General features: G+C 32.6%; 19 protein-coding genes and 2 CRISPR repeat arrays. Of the genes, 18 read left to right on the top strand and 1 reads right to left on the bottom strand.

Features of this window, described 5'->3' with window-relative positions; genetic code table 11:
* Positions 1–19 precede the first annotated feature (19 nt).
* The 14 genes from DT250_RS28225 to cas2 all read left to right on the top strand — a co-directional run bounded on the left by DT250_RS28225 (position 20) and on the right by cas2 (position 17435).
* Positions 20–1516 (top strand): hypothetical protein, encoded by a 1497-nt coding sequence (locus DT250_RS28225; RefSeq protein WP_149214094.1) that lies wholly within the window; start codon positions 20–22, stop codon positions 1514–1516.
* A 16-nt stretch (positions 1517–1532) separates the two neighbouring features.
* Positions 1533–1982, top strand: coding sequence for a hypothetical protein (locus DT250_RS28220; RefSeq protein ID WP_149214093.1), 450 nt, complete (start codon positions 1533–1535; stop codon positions 1980–1982).
* Between the two features lie 25 nt (positions 1983–2007).
* The gene (locus DT250_RS28215) at positions 2008–2403 is read left to right on the top strand and encodes a DUF4320 family protein (protein ID WP_149214092.1); all 396 of its coding nucleotides are present in this window, start codon (positions 2008–2010) and stop codon (positions 2401–2403) included.
* A 188-nt stretch (positions 2404–2591) separates the two neighbouring features.
* Positions 2592–3830 carry an S-layer homology domain-containing protein gene (locus DT250_RS28210; protein WP_149214091.1) on the top strand — a complete coding sequence of 413 codons (1239 nt, stop codon included), beginning with the start codon at positions 2592–2594 and terminating at the stop codon, positions 3828–3830.
* Positions 3831–3952: 122 nt separating this feature from the next.
* The gene (locus DT250_RS28205; protein ID WP_149214090.1) at positions 3953–6298 is read left to right on the top strand and encodes a hypothetical protein; all 2346 of its coding nucleotides are present in this window, start codon (positions 3953–3955) and stop codon (positions 6296–6298) included.
* Positions 6299–6429: 131 nt separating this feature from the next.
* Positions 6430–6591, top strand: a complete 162-nt coding sequence (locus tag DT250_RS31890; RefSeq protein ID WP_179952871.1) for a hypothetical protein — start codon at positions 6430–6432, stop codon at positions 6589–6591.
* Between the two features lie 239 nt (positions 6592–6830).
* A CRISPR array of direct repeats spans positions 6831–8368; the repeat unit is 30 nt; unit sequence GTTGAACAATAACATATGATGTATTTAAAC.
* A gap of 346 nt (positions 8369–8714) precedes the next feature.
* Positions 8715–9404, top strand: a complete 690-nt coding sequence (cas6, locus tag DT250_RS28200; RefSeq protein WP_131934994.1) for a CRISPR-associated endoribonuclease Cas6 — start codon at positions 8715–8717, stop codon at positions 9402–9404.
* A gap of 11 nt (positions 9405–9415) precedes the next feature.
* Complete coding sequence (locus tag DT250_RS28195; RefSeq protein ID WP_149214089.1) at positions 9416–11296, top strand: hypothetical protein; 1881 nt, start codon at positions 9416–9418, stop codon at positions 11294–11296.
* Positions 11289–12242, top strand: coding sequence for a type I CRISPR-associated protein Cas7 (locus tag DT250_RS28190; RefSeq protein WP_131934992.1), 954 nt, complete (start codon positions 11289–11291; stop codon positions 12240–12242). The genes DT250_RS28195 and DT250_RS28190 overlap by 8 nt, the downstream gene beginning before the upstream one ends.
* 10 nt (positions 12243–12252) lie before the next feature.
* Positions 12253–13020 carry a type I-B CRISPR-associated protein Cas5b gene (gene cas5b, locus DT250_RS28185; protein ID WP_131934991.1) on the top strand — a complete coding sequence of 256 codons (768 nt, stop codon included), beginning with the start codon at positions 12253–12255 and terminating at the stop codon, positions 13018–13020.
* A gap of 68 nt (positions 13021–13088) precedes the next feature.
* The gene (gene cas3 / locus DT250_RS28180) at positions 13089–15647 is read left to right on the top strand and encodes a CRISPR-associated helicase Cas3' (RefSeq protein WP_149214088.1); all 2559 of its coding nucleotides are present in this window, start codon (positions 13089–13091) and stop codon (positions 15645–15647) included.
* Positions 15644–16138, top strand: a complete 495-nt coding sequence (gene cas4 / locus DT250_RS28175) for a CRISPR-associated protein Cas4 (RefSeq protein ID WP_131934989.1) — start codon at positions 15644–15646, stop codon at positions 16136–16138. The genes cas3 and cas4 overlap by 4 nt, the downstream gene beginning before the upstream one ends.
* A gap of 11 nt (positions 16139–16149) precedes the next feature.
* Positions 16150–17151, top strand: coding sequence for a type I-B CRISPR-associated endonuclease Cas1b (cas1b, locus tag DT250_RS28170; protein WP_149214087.1), 1002 nt, complete (start codon positions 16150–16152; stop codon positions 17149–17151).
* Positions 17151–17435: a CRISPR-associated endonuclease Cas2 gene (cas2, locus tag DT250_RS28165; protein WP_131934987.1), complete on the top strand. Its 285-nt coding sequence runs from the start codon at positions 17151–17153 to the stop codon at positions 17433–17435. The genes cas1b and cas2 overlap by 1 nt, the downstream gene beginning before the upstream one ends.
* A 174-nt stretch (positions 17436–17609) precedes the next feature.
* Positions 17610–18499: a CRISPR direct-repeat array (repeat unit 30 nt; unit sequence GTTGAACAGAAACATAAGATGTATTTAAAC).
* Positions 18500–18875: 376 nt separating this feature from the next.
* Here cas2 and DT250_RS28160 read toward each other — a convergent pair.
* Positions 18876–19067 carry a hypothetical protein gene (locus DT250_RS28160; RefSeq protein WP_149214086.1) on the bottom strand — a complete coding sequence of 64 codons (192 nt, stop codon included), beginning with the start codon at positions 19065–19067 and terminating at the stop codon, positions 18876–18878.
* A gap of 371 nt (positions 19068–19438) precedes the next feature.
* Here DT250_RS28160 and cpaB point away from each other — a divergent pair, with 371 nt between their 5' ends.
* Genes cpaB through DT250_RS28140 form a run of 4 tightly spaced genes read left to right on the top strand, consistent with a single transcriptional unit; the run spans position 19439 to position 23503 of the window.
* A complete protein-coding gene (cpaB, locus tag DT250_RS28155) occupies positions 19439–20299 on the top strand; it encodes a Flp pilus assembly protein CpaB (RefSeq protein ID WP_149214085.1) in 861 nt (286 codons plus the stop codon).
* 16 nt (positions 20300–20315) lie between these two features.
* On the top strand, positions 20316–21137 hold the full coding sequence (locus DT250_RS28150) for a CpaE/TadZ family protein (RefSeq protein WP_149214084.1): 822 nt from the start codon (positions 20316–20318) through the stop codon (positions 21135–21137).
* A 16-nt stretch (positions 21138–21153) separates the two neighbouring features.
* The gene (locus DT250_RS28145) at positions 21154–22578 is read left to right on the top strand and encodes a TadA family conjugal transfer-associated ATPase (protein WP_149214083.1); all 1425 of its coding nucleotides are present in this window, start codon (positions 21154–21156) and stop codon (positions 22576–22578) included.
* A complete protein-coding gene (locus DT250_RS28140) occupies positions 22571–23503 on the top strand; it encodes a hypothetical protein (RefSeq protein WP_149214082.1) in 933 nt (310 codons plus the stop codon). Before DT250_RS28145 ends, DT250_RS28140 begins: the two co-directional genes overlap by 8 nt.
* Position 23504: the final 1 nt, after the last annotated feature.

Raw genomic sequence — 23504 nt, 5'->3', positions numbered from 1 at the left:
AGTTTGTAGGAGGTTAACTATGGAGAAAAAGATCGTTTTAGCTATTAGTGATACTGTATATACAGCATATTTACGTGAGGATTTTATTAGTGCGGGATTTGAAGTAGCTGATAGTGATGTGATGCACATCAAGTACCTAGATGAAATTCTAGATACGGAACAGCCCAATATTCTATGTATTAATGACAAACGATTAAATATTGATGCAGGACATGAAGAGAAACGTGAATTGATTATCTTACAGAAACTAAGAGATATTCGCTTTAATCGGGATATTCGTATAGTGGTATTTACAGAGCGTGAAAATGAAGATGAGTTTTTGGCGAAACTGATTTATCTAGGTATCTATGACATTTTTAATTCTCGTAAAATTGATATTGATAATAAAGTCATCCCGCAGCTGCTGCAGAAATCAGATATTAAAAATGTAGCGGAAATTGTAGGAGCAAGTCAGGCGCCGCAACAAACGAAATTGCCCGACGTTCCAGTTGGTGAGGAAGAAGAGGAAATATCAAGTGAATTAGAGGAAGGTAGCAACAATGAATCTGCCTCTAAATCCAAACTATTTAAAAATAAACAAAAGCGTAAGTCTACTCAAGAGAAAAATCCTAAAGCACCAATTATTAAAAAACAGTATAAATTGGCTTTTGAGCCGGTATATGGGAAGCAAATTGGTATTGCCATTCCAAGAAAAACAATTGTTGTGGCCAGTATGAATAGAAGAAGTGGAGCTACCTTTGTTTCACATCTTTTAGCTGCGTATTTAAATGAACTACAGATAGATGTGAACTATATAGAGAATCTATATGATGAGGGCTATACGTATCCGTTACTAAAGGGATATACTGAAGCACCAGAAAACTATCGTAGTGAATTTATGTTGCAGCGATATAAAGAGATGTTACAGAAGGAATCTGATATATTATCAATTCCAAAATGGAAGCAAGGAAGAATAAACTATATCGTAAAGAATCCTATTGTAGACCAAGAATTGAAAAATGAAACTGAGCAGGACTTCGACCATTTTATTAAGGTTTTATTGGCTAACCAAGAAGCACCTATATCTATAATTGATGCGGGGAGCGATTGGGATAAAGATTTATACCATGAGATATGTGAAATGGCAGATTACATATTCTTTGTAGCCGAACCAGATCTACATCAATTGCTAAAGATAGCACATCCTCTTACACAAAAGGAGAGAAAGCTTGTTTCTTACTTAGCTTTAGAGAAAACGAGGATCATTGGGAATAAGTTTTCTCCTGCACTTTTAAAGAATGAAGTAGTAGAAGAATGTTTTGGAGATAAGTTATTAACTGCTTTAGCACCATATGTGATAGAAGATGTATTTGAATCGCAATTAAATAGTAATACGTTACTATCTAGTCGGAACTATTATAAAGAGCTTGAAGGCATAATGAAGGAAATAGCAGAGTTATTGCTGCCAAACCAATTGTTGAATCAAAAGAAAAGTTCCATTTTAAGTGGATTTCGATTTCGAAAGTCTGAAAATTAAGGAGGGGTGAAGAAAGATGCAAAAATTTATTATAGGGGCCGCCTCAATATTGTTGTTTGTTGGTTGTTTATTCTTAATGACAGATATGATTATTGGAGATACAACACACACAGATAATAAGTCTGCATTAGAACGTGCTGGAAGTGCAGCGATGGATAAAGCCGTAAAAGTTGGTGTTTTACGAGCGCAAGAAGAAATTGCTATTGAACCAGAAATCGCAAAGAAAGAATTTGAAAAGTCTTATATCAAAAATGCAACATTTAAGGATCCAGCATCAAAACGAGAGTTTTCTATACATGCTGTACAAGAGCAACCTGCAATGATTGCGGTAGAAGGAGAAGCCGAAGCGGCTAGTTATACGAAACTATTTGATGAAAAGCAAGGCAGCATTAAGAGTAACGCAAAACACATATTTATTTATGAAGCAGATTCTGACAACAAGAAAGCTGGAGGAAACGTGAAATAAATAAGAAAAAGTAGGTGTGTAAGAAATGCAAAATACAGTAACAACAGCGCTTTTTCTAACGCTTTCTTTACTATTGATAACTCTTATACCAGAAGGTGTACTGTATGGAATGCAGTTAATAAAGGCACATGATTTTGCTTCTAGTACAGTAGAGTTAGCAGAAAAAACAGGTGGTTTTCAGTACACATATGAAGGAAAAAATGTAAATCTAATTCCTGATATAGAGAAGAAAATGAAAGAGCAGAATATGGATGGATGGAAATATGAATATACAAAAGGGCGCGTAGATCATAATAAGTCGTTGAATTTTAAGATAAAAGCTGAACATCACTTCTTTATTTTTAAAATGATAGGGATAGATAGTGTGAAAGCGCCGATATGGGCAAACAAAGATGGAATGGGACAAATCTATTTCCGTTGAAAATAAGAATACGTATAAAGGGCAAAAAACTATATTTAAAAATAAATATATAAAAATACTTTACAAGCCTAGTTCTATATGGTGATATTTTCCATATAGAACAGCGGTTATAAAAAAACGATAATTAATTAATTTATATGTTAAATTATCTAGATTTTATGATTAGTTTAGGTACAATATAAGAATCTATGAAAAAACTAATATATTTGGAGGAACAAACAATGGCTAATAAATTTTTAAAAACAGCAACAGCACTAACAATTATGGGAACGTCACTATTAGGGGCGGGGGCATTTACTGTTAAGGCTGATAACACAGACTCATTAAAATTCAATGATGTTCCAGCAAATCACTGGTCTACAAAAGCAATCTATGGTTTAGCAAACCGTAAGGTAGTAGCAGGATACGGAAATGGACAGTTTGGTTTTGGTGACAATGTAACTCGTGGGCAAGTGGCGCGTATGATTTATGCATATGTAAAACCAGCGGATGCAGATGCTAGCTTCAAAAACCCGTTTTCTGATATTAAAGGACATATGTTTGAAAAAGAAATCTTAGCACTTGCTAAAGAAGGTCTTGTTGCTGGTTATGGTGAAGGGAAATTTGGACCAGATGATATTCTAACTCGTGAACAAATGGCGCAAGTTCTTACAAATGCTTTTAAATTTAAAGCTACTAAGACAACATCGTTTACTGACATTGATAAAAACTCATGGGCATTAAAAGCAATTAGTGCATTAGAAGAAAATGGCGTTACTATTGGTACAGGAGGTAAGCTGTATTCACCATATGCACATGTAACTCGTGAACAATATAGCCAGTTCTTATTCAACTCTATTAATGTTATAGAAAAAGAAACGAAACCAGAAGTGAAACCAGACCCAAAACCAGAAACAAAGCCAGAAGTGAAACCGGATCCAAAACCAGAAACAAAACCAGAAGTGAAGCCAGAACAGCCTAAAGTGCCTGAGGGATTAGACGTTGAGATTGCACAACCTGACTTTGATTACAACCCTGAAGCTTTGAAAAATGAAAGTGTGCAAAAACAATTATCAACAGAAGCACAAAATATAGTAAAAGATATTAATAAAAAATACAATACAAATCTTAAATATAAAGATTTAAGAGGAGCAGTACGTATTTTGGATAAAGATATGTATCTTCCAGCTGGTTCAATAGGTGCACAATTTGCAATTGAAGGTTCTGTAAATAGTAATTATAAAATCTATTTTTTAGATAATAATCCAGCAACTGTAGAATTAGCTAAACGATGGGTTACCTTCTTAAGTGGATTGAATTTAGAGCAAGAAATTGATGAAACTATTGCGCAAGACTCTATTAACAATTATCAAAAAGGTAATTATAAAGTCCGTATTGGTCAAACTGCAGCTTTTGATACAATGTATATTCAAATTGAAACAAAATAGTGATATACTAAGTATTATAAAATATGAATATAATATTTAATTAAGCATACGTAAAGGACACACCTTACGTACCATCCCAATGGTACAGGTGTGTCCTTTTTTATGTTTCGGGAGGAGAAAAAATGAAATTTAAAAGAGGTTTACTATTTATTTGTACTTCAACTATGATTGCTATACCTAGTATGGCAAGTGCTAAAAACAACGATGTCCCATTCTATAACGGTCAAAATGATTCATTTTTGACTTCACTTAACTTACAGTTGCCAGGAAAATATTATAGACCTGGAAGTCGATATGCAGCTAAAGAATCTTTATATAGGGCCGATGTGCACTTTCCTGCAGTATATAATGGTTCTTTTAATTGGGAGAACCCAAGGGAGAATTTAGTACAAGCTGAAGATACTTCAGAGCCATATATTCGAATTGCAAATGAAGGTTATTTAAATGGTAAAGTACCAGCGGGTGACCGTATGGTGACTGAAATAGAAAGGGTAAATAATTCTGTTATTTCTAGTAAATATTGGGGAAACCCAGAATTCGTTTTAGAAAATATGGATAAACATATGATACAAACTTATGAAAGTTTTAGAGAACTTGGACAGTTTTATTGGATCCGTGACATTGCATATCTTTCTGGTGGATATGCTGGTGCTAGTGGTGTAGATAATGTAAATCGGTATAGCTTGTGGTATGTACGTACAAGTAAACCTCAAGTAAAAGGCTTTCAAGCTATGAGTGGAAAAAAAGATATACCTGTGAAATTTATATTTAACGGTTTTGAGTATGTAAGTAAAAATAAGGGATACAATGACCGTGATCAAAATGGAACAACAGTAAACCCTTATCAAAAAGCTGCTGGAGAACGGAACCGAGTTAAATGGATGCTAGATATTATAAAAGATGGCGAAACTGTGCATCATCAAGAAAATTATTTACGCTCAAATCCGCAAAAAGATAATGAAAGAGCCAATGAAGGAGATGCTGGGAAATTTACAAAAGATGATGCTAAATGGCAGCCACAAATGTGTGGCCGATATACTGCGAAGATTAAAGTACTTGATGCTGTTCAAAGGGAATCAAATGAGAAAACTGTTGATTTTATCGTAGATGGTAACTGTGGGACAGAGGTAACACCTAATCCAGATCCAGGTAATGAAGATGACTATAAATTTAAAATTGATTTCTCAGCTGACCGAATTGAAGGAGAAACAGCAAGAGAAGGAAAGAATATAAAAACAAGAATAGATGTATCACGTGATAATTTGAAACCAGAACGTGACCAATATAGAGCAAAGGTAAATAATGATATTAATAAATCTCAGCAGGAAGTATATAGTTCTGAATCCGCTAGGGATAGTGCACAGTCTAGTTTAAGCTATTGTCGTCGTAATCCAATCCATCAGATAGACGAAGAAGGGAACCATCACTATTATGATAGGGACTGCTCTTGGGAAGAAAATAGATTAGACGATGCTGCAAGTAGGCTAGATACAGCAAGGCAGAAGTTAGAAAAAGAGAAAAATAAAATTAAAAAGTTAGACGCGCTAGAAACGAAATATGCAAATCCTGAAACAGTAGTCGTGCTTAAGCATAACGGACAACAAGTAGCATTAGAAAAGGTAAGATTAACAGAGGGAGAAAAGAAAACGTTGAATCTTGATTGGCAGCATAAAGGGAAAGGAACAATTCAAGCGGAAATTAACCCTGCTGGTAATCGTATAGACATAGAAGAAACCACATACAAAAATAATCCAATTAAAACGGCTATCTATGCACCATCGCATGAAAATGGGATGTGCAGTGTAACTAGTGTAAAAGGTGTGGTAGAAACAGTAAGTGAACGTGTATCAAAAGAAGACACAGTGGGAGAAATGTATTATGAAACATTAAGTGGGAGTGTTGATAGTTTAGCACCATCTAAGCTCCATGCTGGGTATGGCTTTTCTTATGAGGTAAACGGAAAATACAGAAATGATTGGAATGCCAATTATCCAGGTGTATTTACAAAAGCAACGGCACAATATCCATTTGCAGATGAAGGACTAAAAACGACACATGATTTAGAGAGTGTTTCTAATAATGGCTTAACATCAAAATTCCTACCGAAAAATATGTACTTGTCTGAAGTAACAGGACATGTCTTCGATAGTAAAAGACCAACTAAGTCTTTATATTGGGATGGGCAAGAAAAAATTATTGATGGCCAGCGCAAATGGTATGCGCCATTAAAAACGAAAGATGGGAAATATGCGTTTAATGTTGAAACAAACCCAGCAGGTGTAAATGAAATGAGCTTGTGCCTGACAAATGAAGTGGAAATTAAAGGTGTAGCGTACGATGATTTTAAAAAGAGAAGGGTACTTGCAGATCTTCCGTTTCCTGTACAAACACCAGGTTGGAACTGGGTTGGAAAGGAACATATTATTACTGATCTGTCAAACTGGTACTATATGAAGAATAGAAATTAGTTAAATAGTATTGTATAATAACTTGAATCGACAAAAGTATATAATCCTTCTTAAACTAGTAGCTGAATGGATAAACCAAAGGCACACCCCTTAATGGGGTGTGCCTTTTTTCGTAGAAAGGGGAAATCTGAGTGGATAAAAAGAAAAAGCAGCGTGTGAGAAGAGCTATTTTTATTGGAGTAATCGCAATGATTGTATCGTTATACATTGGAAACGAATTTCAGGATCGAAATGGGAAAAGTTATGCTCCTGCAAAGTATTTCGAAACGGGAACAAAATTAGTTTCATTTTAATTTTTTACATATTTTCATCGAACAATATAGGATAATAAGGAAGTTACCGAATATTTTACCAGATTATTTACCAACCTAAAGTATTGGTGATAACATGTAAATGTAGATAAAGTAAGGGATTTCTGTATGAATTCTAAGTTAATGAGGTTTATATCAATTAGCTGGTAAAAAACGTATAAACCCACGATTTCTATAGTATAATAGTGGATGCAGGAAATAAAGAGCCAGTATTATTCGGTGTTGAACAATAACATATGATGTATTTAAACATATTTGGTTTCGGTGGTTTTGAACCTTCTTCATTTGTTGAACAATAACATATGATGTATTTAAACCGGCGAAAGGTGCTGCTAGTTTCAATAAGAAACCAAGTTGAACAATAACATATGATGTATTTAAACTAACAGGATCTCTTCCTACAGGTTGCTCTCTTTCTGGTTGAACAATAACATATGATGTATTTAAACTTCTTATGGAAGTGGTATCCGTGCTCCTCAAGCATGTTGAACAATAACATATGATGTATTTAAACCAAATCATAGCAGCTAGAGAAGGTATGCAAGTATGGGTTGAACAATAACATATGATGTATTTAAACTCAGGTAAATCGGGCAAATTGTCCATCGGGTCTTTTGTTGAACAATAACATATGATGTATTTAAACATATTTTTCAAAGCATTGTTTATATCTTCTAAAGGTTGAACAATAACATATGATGTATTTAAACTTTAAACCGCCTCCTGTTCTTGTTCTTTCTTCAGTGTTGAACAATAACATATGATGTATTTAAACACTCCTTATCCTCCTGGTCCCTTACGGGCTCAGTCCGTTGAACAATAACATAAGATGTATTTAAACTTAATGAAGAGGCACCTGATATCCAACTTCATACAGTTGAACAATAACATATGATGTATTTAAACCCTTACACGATTTTACGACGTGTATCACTTGACCTGGTTGAACAATAACATATGATGTATTTAAACATGTTTGTGTTATGTTTTTGTACCTGGCATTTCTCGTTGAACAATAACATATGATGTATTTAAACGGTGGCTTGATAACGGGCATCGATGTTGCGGTGTTTGTTGAACAATAACATATGATGTATTTAAACTCTTTAGATGGGGGTAAAGTTGAAACAAAAGGTGTTGGTTGAACAATAACATATGATGTATTTAAACGCTTTAGCGACTTATATCTTATTGCACTTTGAATGGTTGAACAATAACATATGATGTATTTAAACACTCTACTTCTGTTGTAGACACGGCTTCCGCAAAGGGTTGAACAATAACATATGATGTATTTAAACCTTAAATTGTCAGTTCCGATATTGCCTTTCAACGTATGTTGAACAATAACATATGATGTATTTAAACAAAACAGCGGTAGGTTTTTCGGCAGCAGATTTAATTGTTGAACAATAACATAAGATGTATTTAAACTTAATGAAGAGGCACCTGATATCCAACTTCATACAGTTGAACAATAACATAAGATGTATTTAAACTTAATGAAGAGGCACCTGATATCCAACTTCATACAGTTGAACAATAACATAAGATGTATTTAAACAGTAATTTAAACGAATTATATTTATACTTCCCTTTGGTTGAACAATAACATAAGATGTATTTAAACAAAATTCATTTTCAGATATTAAAGGACACATGTTGTTGAACAATAACATATAATGTATTTAAACTAATACCACAAATTTCCCGAAATTCGGTCATAGAGGTTGAACAGTAACATAAGATGTATTTAAACTACAAATCTTATCATAACGTATGATTTAAAGAATTTATTGAATAGAAACATAAGATGTGATTAAAAACTAAAAAATGTTATTGGTTTAGGAAGTAATCTGGTTAAATAATAAAGTAGAAAGTATTATAATTTCGAAATAAAAAAGCACACTCTTGATTTGTACTGACCTCTATAAAATGGACAGTTTAATAAGAGTTGTGCTTTTTTATTTAAAATAGAAATATAAGGTGGGGAGGATAGGGTGTTGAAGGAGCTTAGTATAATTTAATTGTTTACATTTTTGTAACATAAATAAATCGTAATATTAATTATAATATGATATCCTATTTTTAGGAGGTGTTAAAATTTGAATTTTGAGTTAATAATTACAACTTTATTGAAAGAAGATCTTCATTATGAGGATAGTTTGCAATTAATTGGTAGTTTCATCAACAAAGCGATGCTTCGAAGTGAAAAATTAAAAGCCTTGCATGAAAGAAAAGGTTATAAAAATTATGTTTTTAGTAATTTTTATCCATTTGAAAAAGATAAAATATACAAAAGTGGTCGAGTGTATGTATTTCGATTGAAAAGTTTGGATTATAGATTTCTTAAAGATTTAAAAGAGTTTTTACCTGTAATCAAAAATTCTTTCATACAAATCTTATCATCAGAATATAAACAGCTATCACAAAAACATATAGTCGATCTATATACAGTTACTCCAGTTGTTATAACGGTGGATAATAAGCCATTTTTACCAGAAGATAGTTTAGATGTATTATGTAATAGATTACAAGCCAATTTAGAGAAAAAATATAAAGCCTTTTACGGGGAGGAGTTATTTACTGAATCATTTATTCAGCGTATTGAATTTATTAACCGTAAACCTATAAAAACTAGCTATAAGGGTATTAAGTTACTAGGGAATAAATTTAAAATCACTGTAAAAGATGATGAGAAATCGCAATTGTTAGCACGTGTAGCAATAGGAGCAGGAATAGGTGAGAAAAATAGCGCACTTGGTTGCGGATTTTGCTTCGCAAATTACCTATAGGTGGTGAAATTGTGTTAATAGATTTAGTTAAGAAATTTCAGATTGCTATTAATGAAAATCCAAATATCGTATTGGATAACTATAAGTTGAAAAATGGACTTTATATTAGATTTGATGTTACCAAGACGTTTGAAGAGAATGTGCAAAATGTAAATCAAAATATCTATGTTCATATAAACCAAGCAGATGAAATCATTGAAAAAAGAGACCTTTATGAATGGTTTAAGATTAGGGATTTTTATAGTAGTATGCTGAATGATGATGCAAATAAATTAATTGATCTTCCGGGAAAGAAGGTACATAGTACAAATCCGCTTACATTTTTCATGAAAGATGAATTGCTAATTGGTGAAAAGAAAATATATACTCCAGAACAATTGGCGATAAGCATTGAAGAATTCTATTTAAAATTACAAAAATCCTCAACGAAGTTTTTAGATGCATATCCAATCGTAACAAAGTCTAAGGAATTAAAAGAAAAGATATTAAAAGAAAGAGAGGATTTCTTTCATAGGTATTATCCACATTTAATGATGGCGTCGAACGATGAGACACGGATACAAAGAAATTATGAATATAAGCATTTTTTGATAAAAAATATACCTGGAATTATTGAATTGTTCCATAAATTGAAAGAGCAATATAGCTTTAAAAATTATATAAAAATTTTCTTTGATGCCAATGAAGATATTTATAGAAATGAATATGAATTATATATTTTACCAAGAATTTTTACTGTTGACGCATATAATTATGCTAATTCTTCATCTATTGTTGGTTTACCAAGTGGGGATATGACAGTAAATAGTAAAAAACCGTTTTTATTATTAAAGACATTAAAAGCTAACGTGCCTTTACGTATTCCAGTAGATCAAGCAATTGTAAGAAAGGATTTCTATTCTTGGCTCGAGACAAAAGGGAAATTTAAAGAGCATGTATTCCCAAGTGATACAATCTTCACTTCCCAACCATCAAGAAAAGCAGGAGCTTATCATATTCGGATTGATAAAAATGGCAGTATCGATTTCTTTGAAAATGTACCATTTTTTGCTTCAGAAAAGTTGAATGGGACTGGAATAGAATTCAAGAATGTAATAAATGTCACAGAAAAAGTGGATGATATTTTTATTGCGCGAGCGGATTATAATGTGGATACACGTGAAGAAGTGCAGGGTCTTATTAATAAGTATTTTTTTAGAGGAAGACTACAAGGGGGATTTTTAAATTCTCAACCAGAAATCAAAAGTAATGATTTTACAAATAATATGTTGACGTATTTTCTTGAAAGTAGACAGGCCCTATATGATTTCTTTAATAAAGGGACAGAAGATTCATTAAGAGGAACAATTAATAAATTAACTTTTAACTTAATAGAAGAACAACTCTATAGAACAGTTGAAGGAACTCATATTAAACAATTAGCAGAAGCGTTTAATTTACGCTTGGCACTTTTAAAGTATTTTCGTATTAAAGGAGGAGAGGAAATGGCAGATTGCATACGCAATGTAAGCAATATGTTAAAAGAAAAGGTTAAAAGTAAAGACTTGGTTGTTTGTGAAAGTGACCAAGAGTTTTATTACTTAGCTGGGCAAATAGGGTATTATTTATTATCACAATCGCAAGCAAAGTCTAAAACAATAGGGATGTTTGAGCCTATTTTACGTGCTAAATATGCACATCAAGTAAAACGTCGTTTAGAAGACTTGCTAATAACATACGGGCATGCTATTAGCATGAAAAACACTCCTTTTAAAAATGCCTTTGGAATGGTTATGGGATATGAGTCAGAAGGAATAAGCAAAGGAGAAAATAAAGATATATTATTGGCAGGTTTATTAGCAAGTAATATGTTTTATGAAAAATATGAAGAAGGAGTTGTGAAGGGTGAATAAATGGAAGAAACGAGTATATGGAGTAATTGGAGTTTCAAGTATTATGTCAAACTGGAATGCTGATTTTACAGGTAGACCAAAATCCACGAGTGATGGTATCGTGTTTGGTAGTGACAAAGCATTGAAGTTTAGTATGAAAAAATACTGGGTTAATCAAGGAGAAAAGGTGCTCTATATTAAATCTTATAAGATAAATCCTAAAGAAGGAAAGATGCAACCAAAAGAATTAACCGAGCGTTATCAAGAAATATTTGATACAGAAATTTCAAAGAAATCAAAGACTGTAGATGTATTAAAGAATTTATTTTCATCGATAGATGTGATGAATTTTGGTGCAACATTTGCGGTAGAAGGCCAAAATATTGGATTAACTGGTGTGGTCCAAATTGGTCAAGGGATGAATAAATATGAAGATACTACAACAGAAGTACAAGACATATTATCCCCGTTTCGTAATTCTAATAAGGAAAATGCTGATGCATCAAGTTTAGGGACAAAAATTGTTAGCAACGAAGCGCATTATATTTATCCGTTTTCTGTAAATCCAAATAATTATGATGAATATACAAACTTCATTGATGAATTTGATGGGTATACAGAAGAAGCATATATGAAATTTAAGAAAGCCTCATTAATAGGAGCAACTGCACTTAATACGAATAGTAAATCTGGTTGCTATAACAACTTCGCCTTATTTGTAGAATGTAAAGAAGAAGAACCTCTATATTTGCCACAACTAGATCCATACATTGAATTTAATAAACAAGATAATTTGTACAGTGTAGATATGAAGAAAGTAGAGGAACTATTAAAACCGTTCCAAAATAAGCTAGAGAATATTGAAATTTATTATAATCCTCTAACTACGTCTATTATTACCACTACTGATATGTTTGTGCGTAAAAATATATTCACTGAGGAAGAACTAGAATTACTATCAGTATAGGAGAGAGAATATGGAGGCAATAGCATTTGAATTAAAGGGAAGAACCGCATTTTTTAAAAAACCAGATGTAAATGCTAATGTTTATTTTACATATAGTCATATACATAAAATTGCGCTATATGGACTGTTGGGTGCGATTATTGGTGCTGGAGGATACACACAGCAACAAAAAAGTATAACAGAAGAAGGGAGTTCTACTTTTAATCAATATCCCGAGTTTTATCAGTTGTTAAATAAATTAAAGGTTAGCATTGTACCACATGGAGATCGTGGGTATTTTTTAAAGAAAATCCAAGTGTTTAATAATACTGTCGGATATGCAAGTAAAGAAGTGGGAGGGAATTTAATTGTTCGGGAACAATGGTTAGAAAAGCCGCACTGGACAATTTATCTGTGGAATGATGGAAGTTTAGAAGAAGAAACATATAATAAGTTGAAAAATTACTTAATTTCTTCTACTTGCAAGTATGTCCCGTATTTAGGAAAGAATGACCATCCAGCTACTATAGAACATGTTCGTCTTGTAGAGCTAGAGGAAGTAGATGAGGTGTGTGGGATTGAGTCATTGGTTTATTCAAAAGATATTTTCTTTTCGGCAAGGGGAACATATGATAACAATCCGATATATTTTTTCCAAGAATATATTCCTATTCAATTAAATCCTGAGTTGAATTATTATGAATTTGATGAGATTGTACATACAAATAGAAAAATAAAACAAACGTCTTCTACATTGTTTGCTTTTCAAACTGAAGGACGAGTTATTGCATTTATTTAAACCATTAGGGGACTCTCTTATTTTATATATTGAATAAGAGAGTTCTTTTCATAGATAAGAGGTGTGTGATGGGAATTCATAATTATTTATTAAGTAGTGACAGGTTGTTTGCTCATACCAATGGGACAAGGAAAAAAGAAACGCTAGGAGAACACTCTAATTTAACATTACTCTTCTATCAAAAATTGAAAAGTGAAAATGGATTAGAAGAAGTATTAGATCGGATATTAAATCGTTTAACATTTGATGAAGAATATTTAGAAAATGAAGTAAAATTTTTTATTAAAAGGCTATTTGAACAAGCAGTTTATTTACACGATTTAGGGAAAATTAATCCAGCATTTCAGGTTTTGAAGATGAAAAACTGCTTGATTTCCGTGGGAAAAGGCAGTGAATATAGCGATAAGACTCATTCTATGTTATCCGCACTTCTTTATATTGATATTTTTTGTATAGAAGTGAAAGAGTTTGAAGATGAGGGGATACGAGGATTTTTAAACCATGTTCTCTATACTTTTGCCTATTGCATTTCAAGGCATCATACGTATTTAGAAGATATACATACAGCCGAATTTTATAGAAAGTTAAATTATTTACATCGTAAGCTAAAGGAAACACCTGAATATGTAGAATATTATGCGTATAAAGGTCGCCTATTAGAAGAATTATCCGTGGAACCATATGAAGATATAGAAAATTTTCGCTTCGAAGATGGACATAAGCCAACTCCATTTTATTTGCTAATTAAATTATTATTTTCGGCAATTGTAAGTTGTGATTCTTTAGCGACATACACATATATGAATGGCTCGCAACCAACCTTCTATTATTTACAGGAAGAAAATATAGAGGAGTTAATGGGTATTTATCATGAGACAGACTTGTATAAAGGGATTCAGTTGTATAAGCAGGACACAAGTTACTTTAATGAATGTCCGATAAATGCTTTAAGATCAGACTTGTTTCTATTATCTGAAGAACAAATTCTTAACAATGTGGATAGAAATTTATTTTATTTAGAAGCTCCAACGGGGAGTGGTAAGACGAATATGTCCTTGAACTTGTCCTTAAAGTTATTGCACCAAAATGAGCATACAAATAAGGTTGTGTATGTATTCCCTTTTAACACTCTAATTGAACAAACAAAAAGTACCTTTAGTAAAATATATTCAGAAGAACTTCAAGAGAAATATCGTATATCTTTAGTGAATTCGGTGACTCCCATTGTTACAAAATCAGAAATAGAAATGGAGGAACCTACATTAAAGTACGAAGAAGAATTGTTCAGAAGACAAATGTTGCAATACCCAGTCACTTTGACATCTCATGTGAATTTTTTTAATTATATATTTGGTGTAGGAAGAGAAGCTAATTTAGCGCTTGTACATTTATGTAATAGCGTTGTTATTTTAGATGAAATACAAAGTTACCGAAATATTATTTGGCCTGAGATTATTCACTTTCTACATGAAATTAGTGAATGTTTTAATATTAAATTTATTATCATGTCTGCAACTCTTCCGCGTTTAGATAAACTATTACTTGAAGAAACCTGCTTTGTTGAGTTGATAAAAGATAGAGAACAATATTTTCAACATCCTTTATTTAAAGATCGTGTTAAATTACATTTTGAATTATTAAATGAAGAAAAGATAACTATGGAGAAATTACTTAATAAAATACAGCTAGTAGTAGAAGAGAGAGAAAAGAGCAGGGTATTAATAGAGTTTATTAGTAAAAAATCTGCAAGAGAATGCTACAACATTGTAAAAGAAAAGTTTAGAGGTATGAAGGTAATAGAGTTAACAGGAGATGACAACAACTATTACCGTAATATCATATTAAATGAAATTAACAAAAAGGATATTACAGGTAATTTTATATTAGAAAATGTTATTGTTGTCGCAACACAAGTAATAGAAGCGGGTGTAGATATAGATATGGATATTGGTTTTAAAGATATCTCAATTATGGATGCAGAGGAACAATTTTTAGGACGTATCAATCGCTCTTGTTTACGTACAAACAGTCACGCTTACTTTTTTGATTTAGATAAAACAGAAACAATATATCGTAATGATTTGCGTGCAGAAAAGAATCTGCATTTTAAAGAGTATCAGGAAAACTTGAATAAGAAAGATTTTATTGGTTTTTATCAATTGAATTTCAAACGTTTAATTGAAAGAAATACACGGCAAGGTTTAACAAATAAAGATATATTTTTAAACAATATAAAGTATTTAGAGTTCGAAGCAATGTCTAAACATATGGAGTTAATTAGCGAAAAAACACTTACATTGTTTATTTCTCACGATTTAATTCTTAAGAATGGCGAATTAATAGAGGGGGAAGAGGTTTGGGAAGAGTATGAGAGACTACTGAATGATAAAACAATGAGTTATGCACATAGGCAAATAGAGATATCTAGGTTAAAGCAGTATATGTCATATTTTACTTATACACTTTACTCCAATGGAAAGCCACATCCCCCATGTTGGGATAAGAAAATAGGGGACATATTTTATGTGAAAGATGGTGAAAAATATATGGAAATCGATTCTGAAACGGGACTGAAGAAATTTAATCGTGAAAAATATATTGATGGAGCGGAGAGCATGTTTTTATGAAAATAACAGGGACCATAGTGAATTATTATTTTCATTGTAAACGGCAATGTTGGTTATTTTCAAATAAGATTAATTTAGAAGATAATAGTGAGGATGTTCGGATTGGTAAAATACTGCATGAGTTAAAAAATGAAAAATCAAGGAAGAAAGAAATTGCTATCGACAGCATTCGTATTGATAAGTTAACCAATGAATATTTAATAGAGATTAAGAAGTCTGATGCGGATATTGAAGCTGTAAAATGGCAGACGTTGTTTTACCTGAAAGTACTAAAGGATAAAGGGATTAAGCGTTCAGGTAAAATTCAATTTATGACAAAAAATAAACAAACTAAAAATATTATTTACGTGGAATTAACTGATGTTTTAGAAAGAGAATTGAGGGAGGTTTTAATTGAAATTCAACAGTATTTAGAACAGAATGCTCCTGCTGAACCAATATATAAAGCCAAATGTAAAAAATGTGCATACTTTGAATACTGTTATATTTAGGGGGATAAATAATGGGGAATAAAACTAAATATTTACTGAATATGGGGGAATTGAAGCGTAAAGATAATTCTCTTGTTTTTAGAAATGAAAGTGGACACACCTATATACCTATAGAGGGGATAAAAGAAATTTATTGCATGAATGAGGTGAGCTTAAATAGTAAGCTCTTTGATTTTTTGAGTAAGGCGGGAGTTGTAGTCCATTTTTTTAATTATTACCAACAGTATTCTGGAACTTATTATCCTAAGGAGCAATTAATAAGTGGAAAATTAACAATACTACAAGCAAAAGCTTTTACGGAATATCGAATAGATATTGCTAAGGCAATTGTGCTTGGGATAGGACGAAACATACAGGAAGTACTTTATCATTATTATAAACATGATGTAAAAGAATTAAAGCCTTTACTAAATTGGCTTAGAAAAGACATTCCGAGAATGCTTGAAAAGAATATATCTATTCAGCAGTTACTGTTTATTGAAGGGTCAATATGGAAAAGGTTTTACGATTCGTTTTCGTTGTTCTTACCTAAAGAATTCGTTTTTAATAAGCGGGTGAAACGTCCACCTGATAATCCTTTAAATGCTTTAATATCTTTTGGGAACTCTTTATTATATTCAAAGACAATCTCGCAGATTTATCATACACATTTGAACCAGTCAATTAGCTTTTTGCATGAACCAAGTGAGGGAAGATTTTCATTGTGTTTAGATTTATGTGAAGTGTTTAAACCAATCATTGTATTTCGGACAATCTTTGAAACGATTAATAATAGAAAAATAAAAGTGGAAAAACACTTTGATCAAGAATTAAATTATTGTTTGTTAACAGAACAAGGAAAGAAAATATTTATTGCAGCTTTTGAAGAAAGGATTAATAGTGTATTTCACCATCCAATATTAAAACGAAAAATTTCATATCAAACTGCAATTAAACTAGAGGCGTATAAGTTAATAAAATTTATTTTAGAGGGAAATTCTTTTATTCCATTTAATCTAAAGGAGAAAAAATAATGAAAAATCAAATGAATGCTAATTATGCGTTTGTTTTTTATGATGTAAATGAGAAACGAGTGACGAAAGTTTTTAAAATCTGTAAAAAATATTTAAATCATTATCAAAAATCTACTTTTAGGGGGGAGATTACTCCCTCAAATCTATTAAAAATGGAAAAGGAAATTAGGAATATTATAAACGAGGGGGAAGACTTTATTACTATTATCAAAATGCTAAATGAATATAGCTTTGATGAGATTGAAATAGGGTATAGAAATAATAACGATCTCCTATTTTTGTGAATTTACCAAGTGAAATGATAGTGGGAGTCTAATAAACTTTGTTAAATCAAGGCTTACACTATTTTTTTTTGAGAATTCTATTTTTTATGAACGGCTGGTAAAAAAATCACTAAACTCATATGCAGTATAGTATTATATAGATTATGAAGGTAATAAAAAGTTGATTTAATCGGTGTTGAACAGAAACATAAGATGTATTTAAACTGTGGAAGGTAAACTTTCCCACTGGGGACAACTCCTGTTGAACAGAAACATAAGATGTATTTAAACATTGTCTTAATAAAGTAATCTGGGTCAGCAACATGGTTGAACAGAAACATAAGATGTATTTAAACTTTCCTATTCCCCTTTTCTCTCCAACAACACTTTGGGTTGAACAGAAACATAAGATGTATTTAAACAAGTATTCCAGGAGCCGTGCTATTAGGGATGTACTTGTTGAACAGAAACATAAGATGTATTTAAACGTATAACATGCTGCGATTAAATCCAAACGTATTATTGTTGAACAGAAACATAAGATGTATTTAAACACTGAAGAACCACACGTTTTCATCATGGCAATCAAGTTGAACAGAAACATAAGATGTATTTAAACTCTGGTGGTTTTGGTATTGGTTTTTGGCTTGGTTCTGGTTGAACAGAAACATAAGATGTATTTAAACTAATCCGTTTGTTTATGCGTTCCATCAGGTAGATGAATGTTGAACAGAAACATAAGATGTATTTAAACTATTTAGGACTTCCCGTAGTGATCATAGTTGTAGGTGTTGAACAGAAACATAAGATGTATTTAAACACATTGAAGCTTGTATCTTCTAAATCAGATACGTTTGGTTGAACAGAAACATAAGATGTATTTAAACGTTCTTATATAATTCTATTAATGCAGTTGAAAAAGAGTTGAACAGAAACATAAGATGTATTTAAACAGTAATCGCTGCATAGCTCCTGGGAAAGAGGCTCCTTGTTGAACAGAAACATAAGATGTATTTAAACTTAAACTGCCTATTAAATTTCCAAATTTTTTTATATTTGAACAGAAACATAAGATATATTTAAACTTTTGGTCTATTGATTTTACCGTAAGTACGTAACTTGTTGAACAAAATTATTAAATTAGAATTGATTTTGAGTAACTCAATAGATAAGCTGTTAAAGAGAGAAGTTTTTTCATAGAAAGGGGAATTAGGAATAGGAAAAGTTATGCCCCTGCAAAGTATTTTGAAACAGGAACAAAATTGATTTCGTTTTAATAATAATTTTGTCTTTTTCATCAACTATCGTGGATAAATCTGCATGACATGTACAATAGTTGATGTTATAATAGGTGTAGAAGTATTATAACAATAGTTTTTGCATAAACTAAAGAAGACGAGATGCTCCAACATCTCGCCTTATGTAACTGCTACCGCAAGGTGGATGGTTGCTAAAAAGAGTTTATTTTTTCTTAGAATCATCCTTCAAACGCTTGCCGGCATTGTGGGTGGTTCTTTTCGTTTTTCGTCGCTTTTTTTGTATTTGCTTCCAAGACGTTGATAGGTATTTACCTACTCGTTTTGCAAAAAATACAGCGACTTCTCTAGCAATTACTTTCAAAACTTCAATTGCTATCGTGAAAATTATATCCATTTGATCACCTCCTTTCTCCATAAAATGAAAGAGAAAGGATAGCAACTGACCACCCTCAAATATTTAATTAAGTTAGAATGATTTCACCATGTTTCAGGGGTGATTAATTACTTAAAAACCCTGATATTAAAACGTTTTTAGGCTTTTTTGTTTTTAAAATTAGAGCTTTAGCATGGTGAAAATAATATTTTTTTAGAAATGATTGACATGAAACTCTATATATCATAATATTGAATTGTAATATTAAAGAAAACAAATCCAACATTTTCATATAGACTTTAGATTAGCTAAAAGGACACACCTAAGGCGCATTATGCCATAGGTGTGTCCTTTTTTTGCGTTTAAAGACTACAAAAGGAGGAATACAAACATTGAAGCCATCTAAGTTTCAAAAGAAGCAGATTGCTGCGGTAGGTTTAGCTGCTGTAACAGTAGCGGGTATCTATGGATACAATCATTTCGCAGTCGAAAATGCAGTAAAACCAACAAAGATTGTTGTAGCCGCAAAGGATATACCTGCGCATACAGAAATTAAAGAAGACATGCTAGTGGAACGAACATTACCTGGTGATGCCATTCCACCAAATGCATTACGTGTAAGCAAAAAAGATGTTGTAGGGAAGTGGACAAATGATGGGCAACCCATTTCTGAAAATAGCTATCTCTTTAAAAACAAAGTAGTAAAGAAAGAAGAGTTACCGGACTCTGCCATTTTAAATTTGAAAGATGGAGAAGTTGCTTTCCCATTACTCGTTGATTTGGAAACAAGTTCAGGGAATAGTATTATTCCAAACACGTATGTGGACTTGTATTTTAAACAGGTTGTGAAAGAAGGGGACAATGAGAAGGTTATCTTCGGTGGTCTGTTCCAACGTGTACGTGTGACAGCTGCAAAAGATAGCAATACAGAAGATGCATTTGTGCTAGAAAAGAAAGAATCAAAAGAGGAACAAGAAGGAAAACAAAAGCCAAAGGTAACGCGATTATATACACTGGCTGTTTCACTTGAACAACTTCAATACTTAAATCGTGCAAAAACACTTGGAGATGTAATCCCTGTTGCAGTTGGACAAAAGATGGAACAAACAGGGAAAGAATTAGAACCAGCTGAAGGATTCTCGCAAATATCTGATCAGAAGAACATTTTAGACTATGTAGAGAAGCATTCGACGAATCCAATTTCTAAAAATGTAAAAGAGTATGTAGCACAGTATCTGAACGAATCCAAGTAAGAAAGGGGTTATTAAGATGGAGCGGCAAGTTAAAGTAATTGCTTTTTATGCAACAAATGAAAACGTAGGAAAAAGCACATTAAGTATTGCGATGGCAAATGAATTAGCTCATTTAGGGAAAAAGGTGCTTTATGTAGAAGCAGACCAAGTAAGACCAAGCTTTTCAGTTGGAACGGGTCTTAGCCACGATAGTAAAAACATATTAGAGCTTGTAAGAAAAGAAAATGAATACAATCTCTCGCAGTATATTTGTACCAAGCAAGATTTATTAGAGAAAAAAGTGAATCCAAGGTTGATGCAAAAATTGCACGATAAGATGGATTTTCTGGTGTTTCCATCAGGTTATAGCTTAGCTCAATTCCCAGAGATTCAAAACAAAGAATTGTTTGTAACGACATTTATAGAGTCACTTGTAGATACAGAATATGATTATATCGTTCTTTCAGTACCAACTGAATTATCCGAGGTGCTGAGTTATCCAATCCTATATCAATCAGATCTTGTTGTTCATGTGCTAAATGGAAATCCTCGTGGTGCGTTAGCCATTAAACGAGAATTACAGTTAATAGAAGAAGCAAAGCTAACATTACCTCGAATGATTCATGTACTAAATATGGCAGATGAGGATTATGTAGAAGATATTGAAAAACTTTCTTCTCAAAAAATTGCAGTAACAATTCCATATGACAGAGATCGTACAAGTTACGAATGGGGTATGCAATTTGGTTCCCCGCAAATTAATACAAAGGTCCATCACATTATGGAAGCAGCTGGTCTTGATATTCCATCCCAGCATACATCTTCTATGAAAAAGGGTCTCTTTGGTTTACGAAATTAAAAGGGAGGCAAGTAGTATGTGGGGCTATTTACAGGGAAAACAAGTCGCATTAAGGCGAAATCGAGTTGATTTATATCACTTTGGTTATATGATTCGTTCCAAATCGGCACGAAAATTAGGAACAACTACAGCTCAACAAATTAAAGATATAACAGATGAAATTCGTGCATTTTTAGTTAAAGAACATCGTGATATCTTAAGTGAATCTTTTATGAATAAGGAAAAAAAAGCAGCTGTAGAGCAAATCATTAAAAGTTTCTTATTAAGTAATCAAGTCGTCATTTCAGAGGTACCTTCTGAACAGTTACTGAACATGGTGTGTGACGATATTGTGGGATTTGGAATTATTCAACCTCTAATTGATGATAAAGATGTAACAGACATTTATATCAATGGCATAAAAGAGATTATATACGAAAAAATAGGTGAGGGAGAATGCAAGTACAAGTATCGATATGAAGCTGAAGAAGATGTAAAAGCCTTAGCTTATAAGATGGTAAACAGTACGTCAGAATCACTTAATACAGCAAAGCCATCTGTCGACTGCGTGTTCCCTTATATTCGTATCAATATCGCCTTAGATGAGATTGCTGGACTTGGTACAACAATTACTATTCGTAAGAATGCAGATCATCTTCGTGCCTCAGAAGAACGTATGTTATCCACAAATCAAGCATCCAAAGAGATGTTGGACTTTTTGGCAGCAGCTGTGAAAGCTAAAATGAATATTTTAATTGCTGGAGCAACAGGAACAGGGAAAACGGAGTTTATGAAGTACCTCGCTTCTCATATACCAAAGAATGAACGTACTCTTGTAGTGGAAGATAATCCTGAACTCTATTTACATCGCATATTTCCAGAGCATCATTTTGTTCCGATGCAATGTAGGGCATCCGAAGTTGAAGAAAATGCAATTGATTTTGATAGATTGTTAACGAATGCTTTACGTCAAGGACTAAAGAGATTACTTGTAGGTGAATCGAGGGGGGGAGAAGCCCTGAAAATGATTAACTTCTTCCAAACGGGACACCCTGGTAAAACCTCTGTCCATGCAAGAAGTGCAAAAGAAGCGGTAAGACGTTTAATGCTGATGTGTCTACAAAGTGGTGCGAATATTGGTGCTCAGGATTTATATAAATTAATTTCACAGACATTTGATGTGATTGTCTTTTTAGAAAAAAAAGATGATGGAAATCGTTATATTACAGAGATGATTGAACTATTGGATTACAAGGATGATATACAGTTTAATCAACTGTCGGAATTTATTTCTACATACGAGGAACAGGAAGGGACAAATGAACGCGTAGAGAAAATTCATGGCCAGCATATCATTACAGGAGAAATGTCAGCTGAAATGGAGAAGAAATTCCGTTCTTCTTCTGTAAACCCAGCTCTTTATGCACCATTCCTTTCACAACAGGAGGTGCAGTATGCATAGTTTGTTCGCCTATGGATGTATATTATTAATCTTTATTAGTGTAGTATTGCTTGTTTTGCTTTTGGCGAAATCTAAAGGTTCTGCTCTTTCGCAATTTGTACAAGAAAATGAGAAAGAAGAAAGGCGCTTGGAATTAAGAAATGTTAAAGGGATACGAATGTATCTGCCACAATCTGTTATCCAAGAAGCCCAAAAGTACGAGTGGAAATTGACGAAAAGCATGTACTGGGTATATACGATTCTTTCCGGAATGAGTATAGCAGCAATATTCTACTTCTCCTTTGGAAGGGATCCTTTTACACTGATTTCTGCTTTATGTGGATTTTTAGTTCCGAGATTTCTTCTCTATCGAAGAAAAAAACGTTACTACTTGGTTGTCATTGACCGTCTTTCTATTTATATGAAGGCAGTAGCGAATGCGCTTCAAATTAGTAATAACGCTAAACGCGTGTTAGTACAAGTAAAGCCAATGATGCATGAGAGCATTCAAGAAGAAATAGAAAAAGTTTCTCTTTTATTAGAAGGTGGAACTACAATGCACCGTGCATTTAAAGGATTCAATGAAACTTTTAATTTTAGAGAATTGGTTTTCTTCCATGAAATGTTGGAAGTGTGTAGTCGAGAAGGTGGCGCGAATTCAGTGCAAGTCTTACTAGATATTGCAGAAGATTTTGAAAAACAAAAGCTATACCTAGCAAGATTACGTTCTAGTTTATCGCAAGCACAACGTGCCTTTGTGCAGAACTGCTTAATCGTCATTGCCATGCCAATTGTGATTATGTTGATGTCAAAAGAAGCATATGGATTTTTAGCAGGTTCTATGATGGGAAAAATCGCATTAGCGGTAAATATGTTAATTGTCTTTTTCTTAGCAACCCGTGTAGAAAAGATTGCAAACTATAATCCAACAGAAAGAGGGGAATAGA

Source organism: Bacillus sp. AR2-1 (assembly GCF_008368755.1).
GTDB classification, from domain to species: domain Bacteria; phylum Bacillota; class Bacilli; order Bacillales; family Bacillaceae_G; genus Bacillus_A; species Bacillus_A wiedmannii.
The sequence above is the reverse complement of the archived record's forward strand: the minus strand, read 5'-3'. Positions and strand labels throughout refer to the sequence as shown.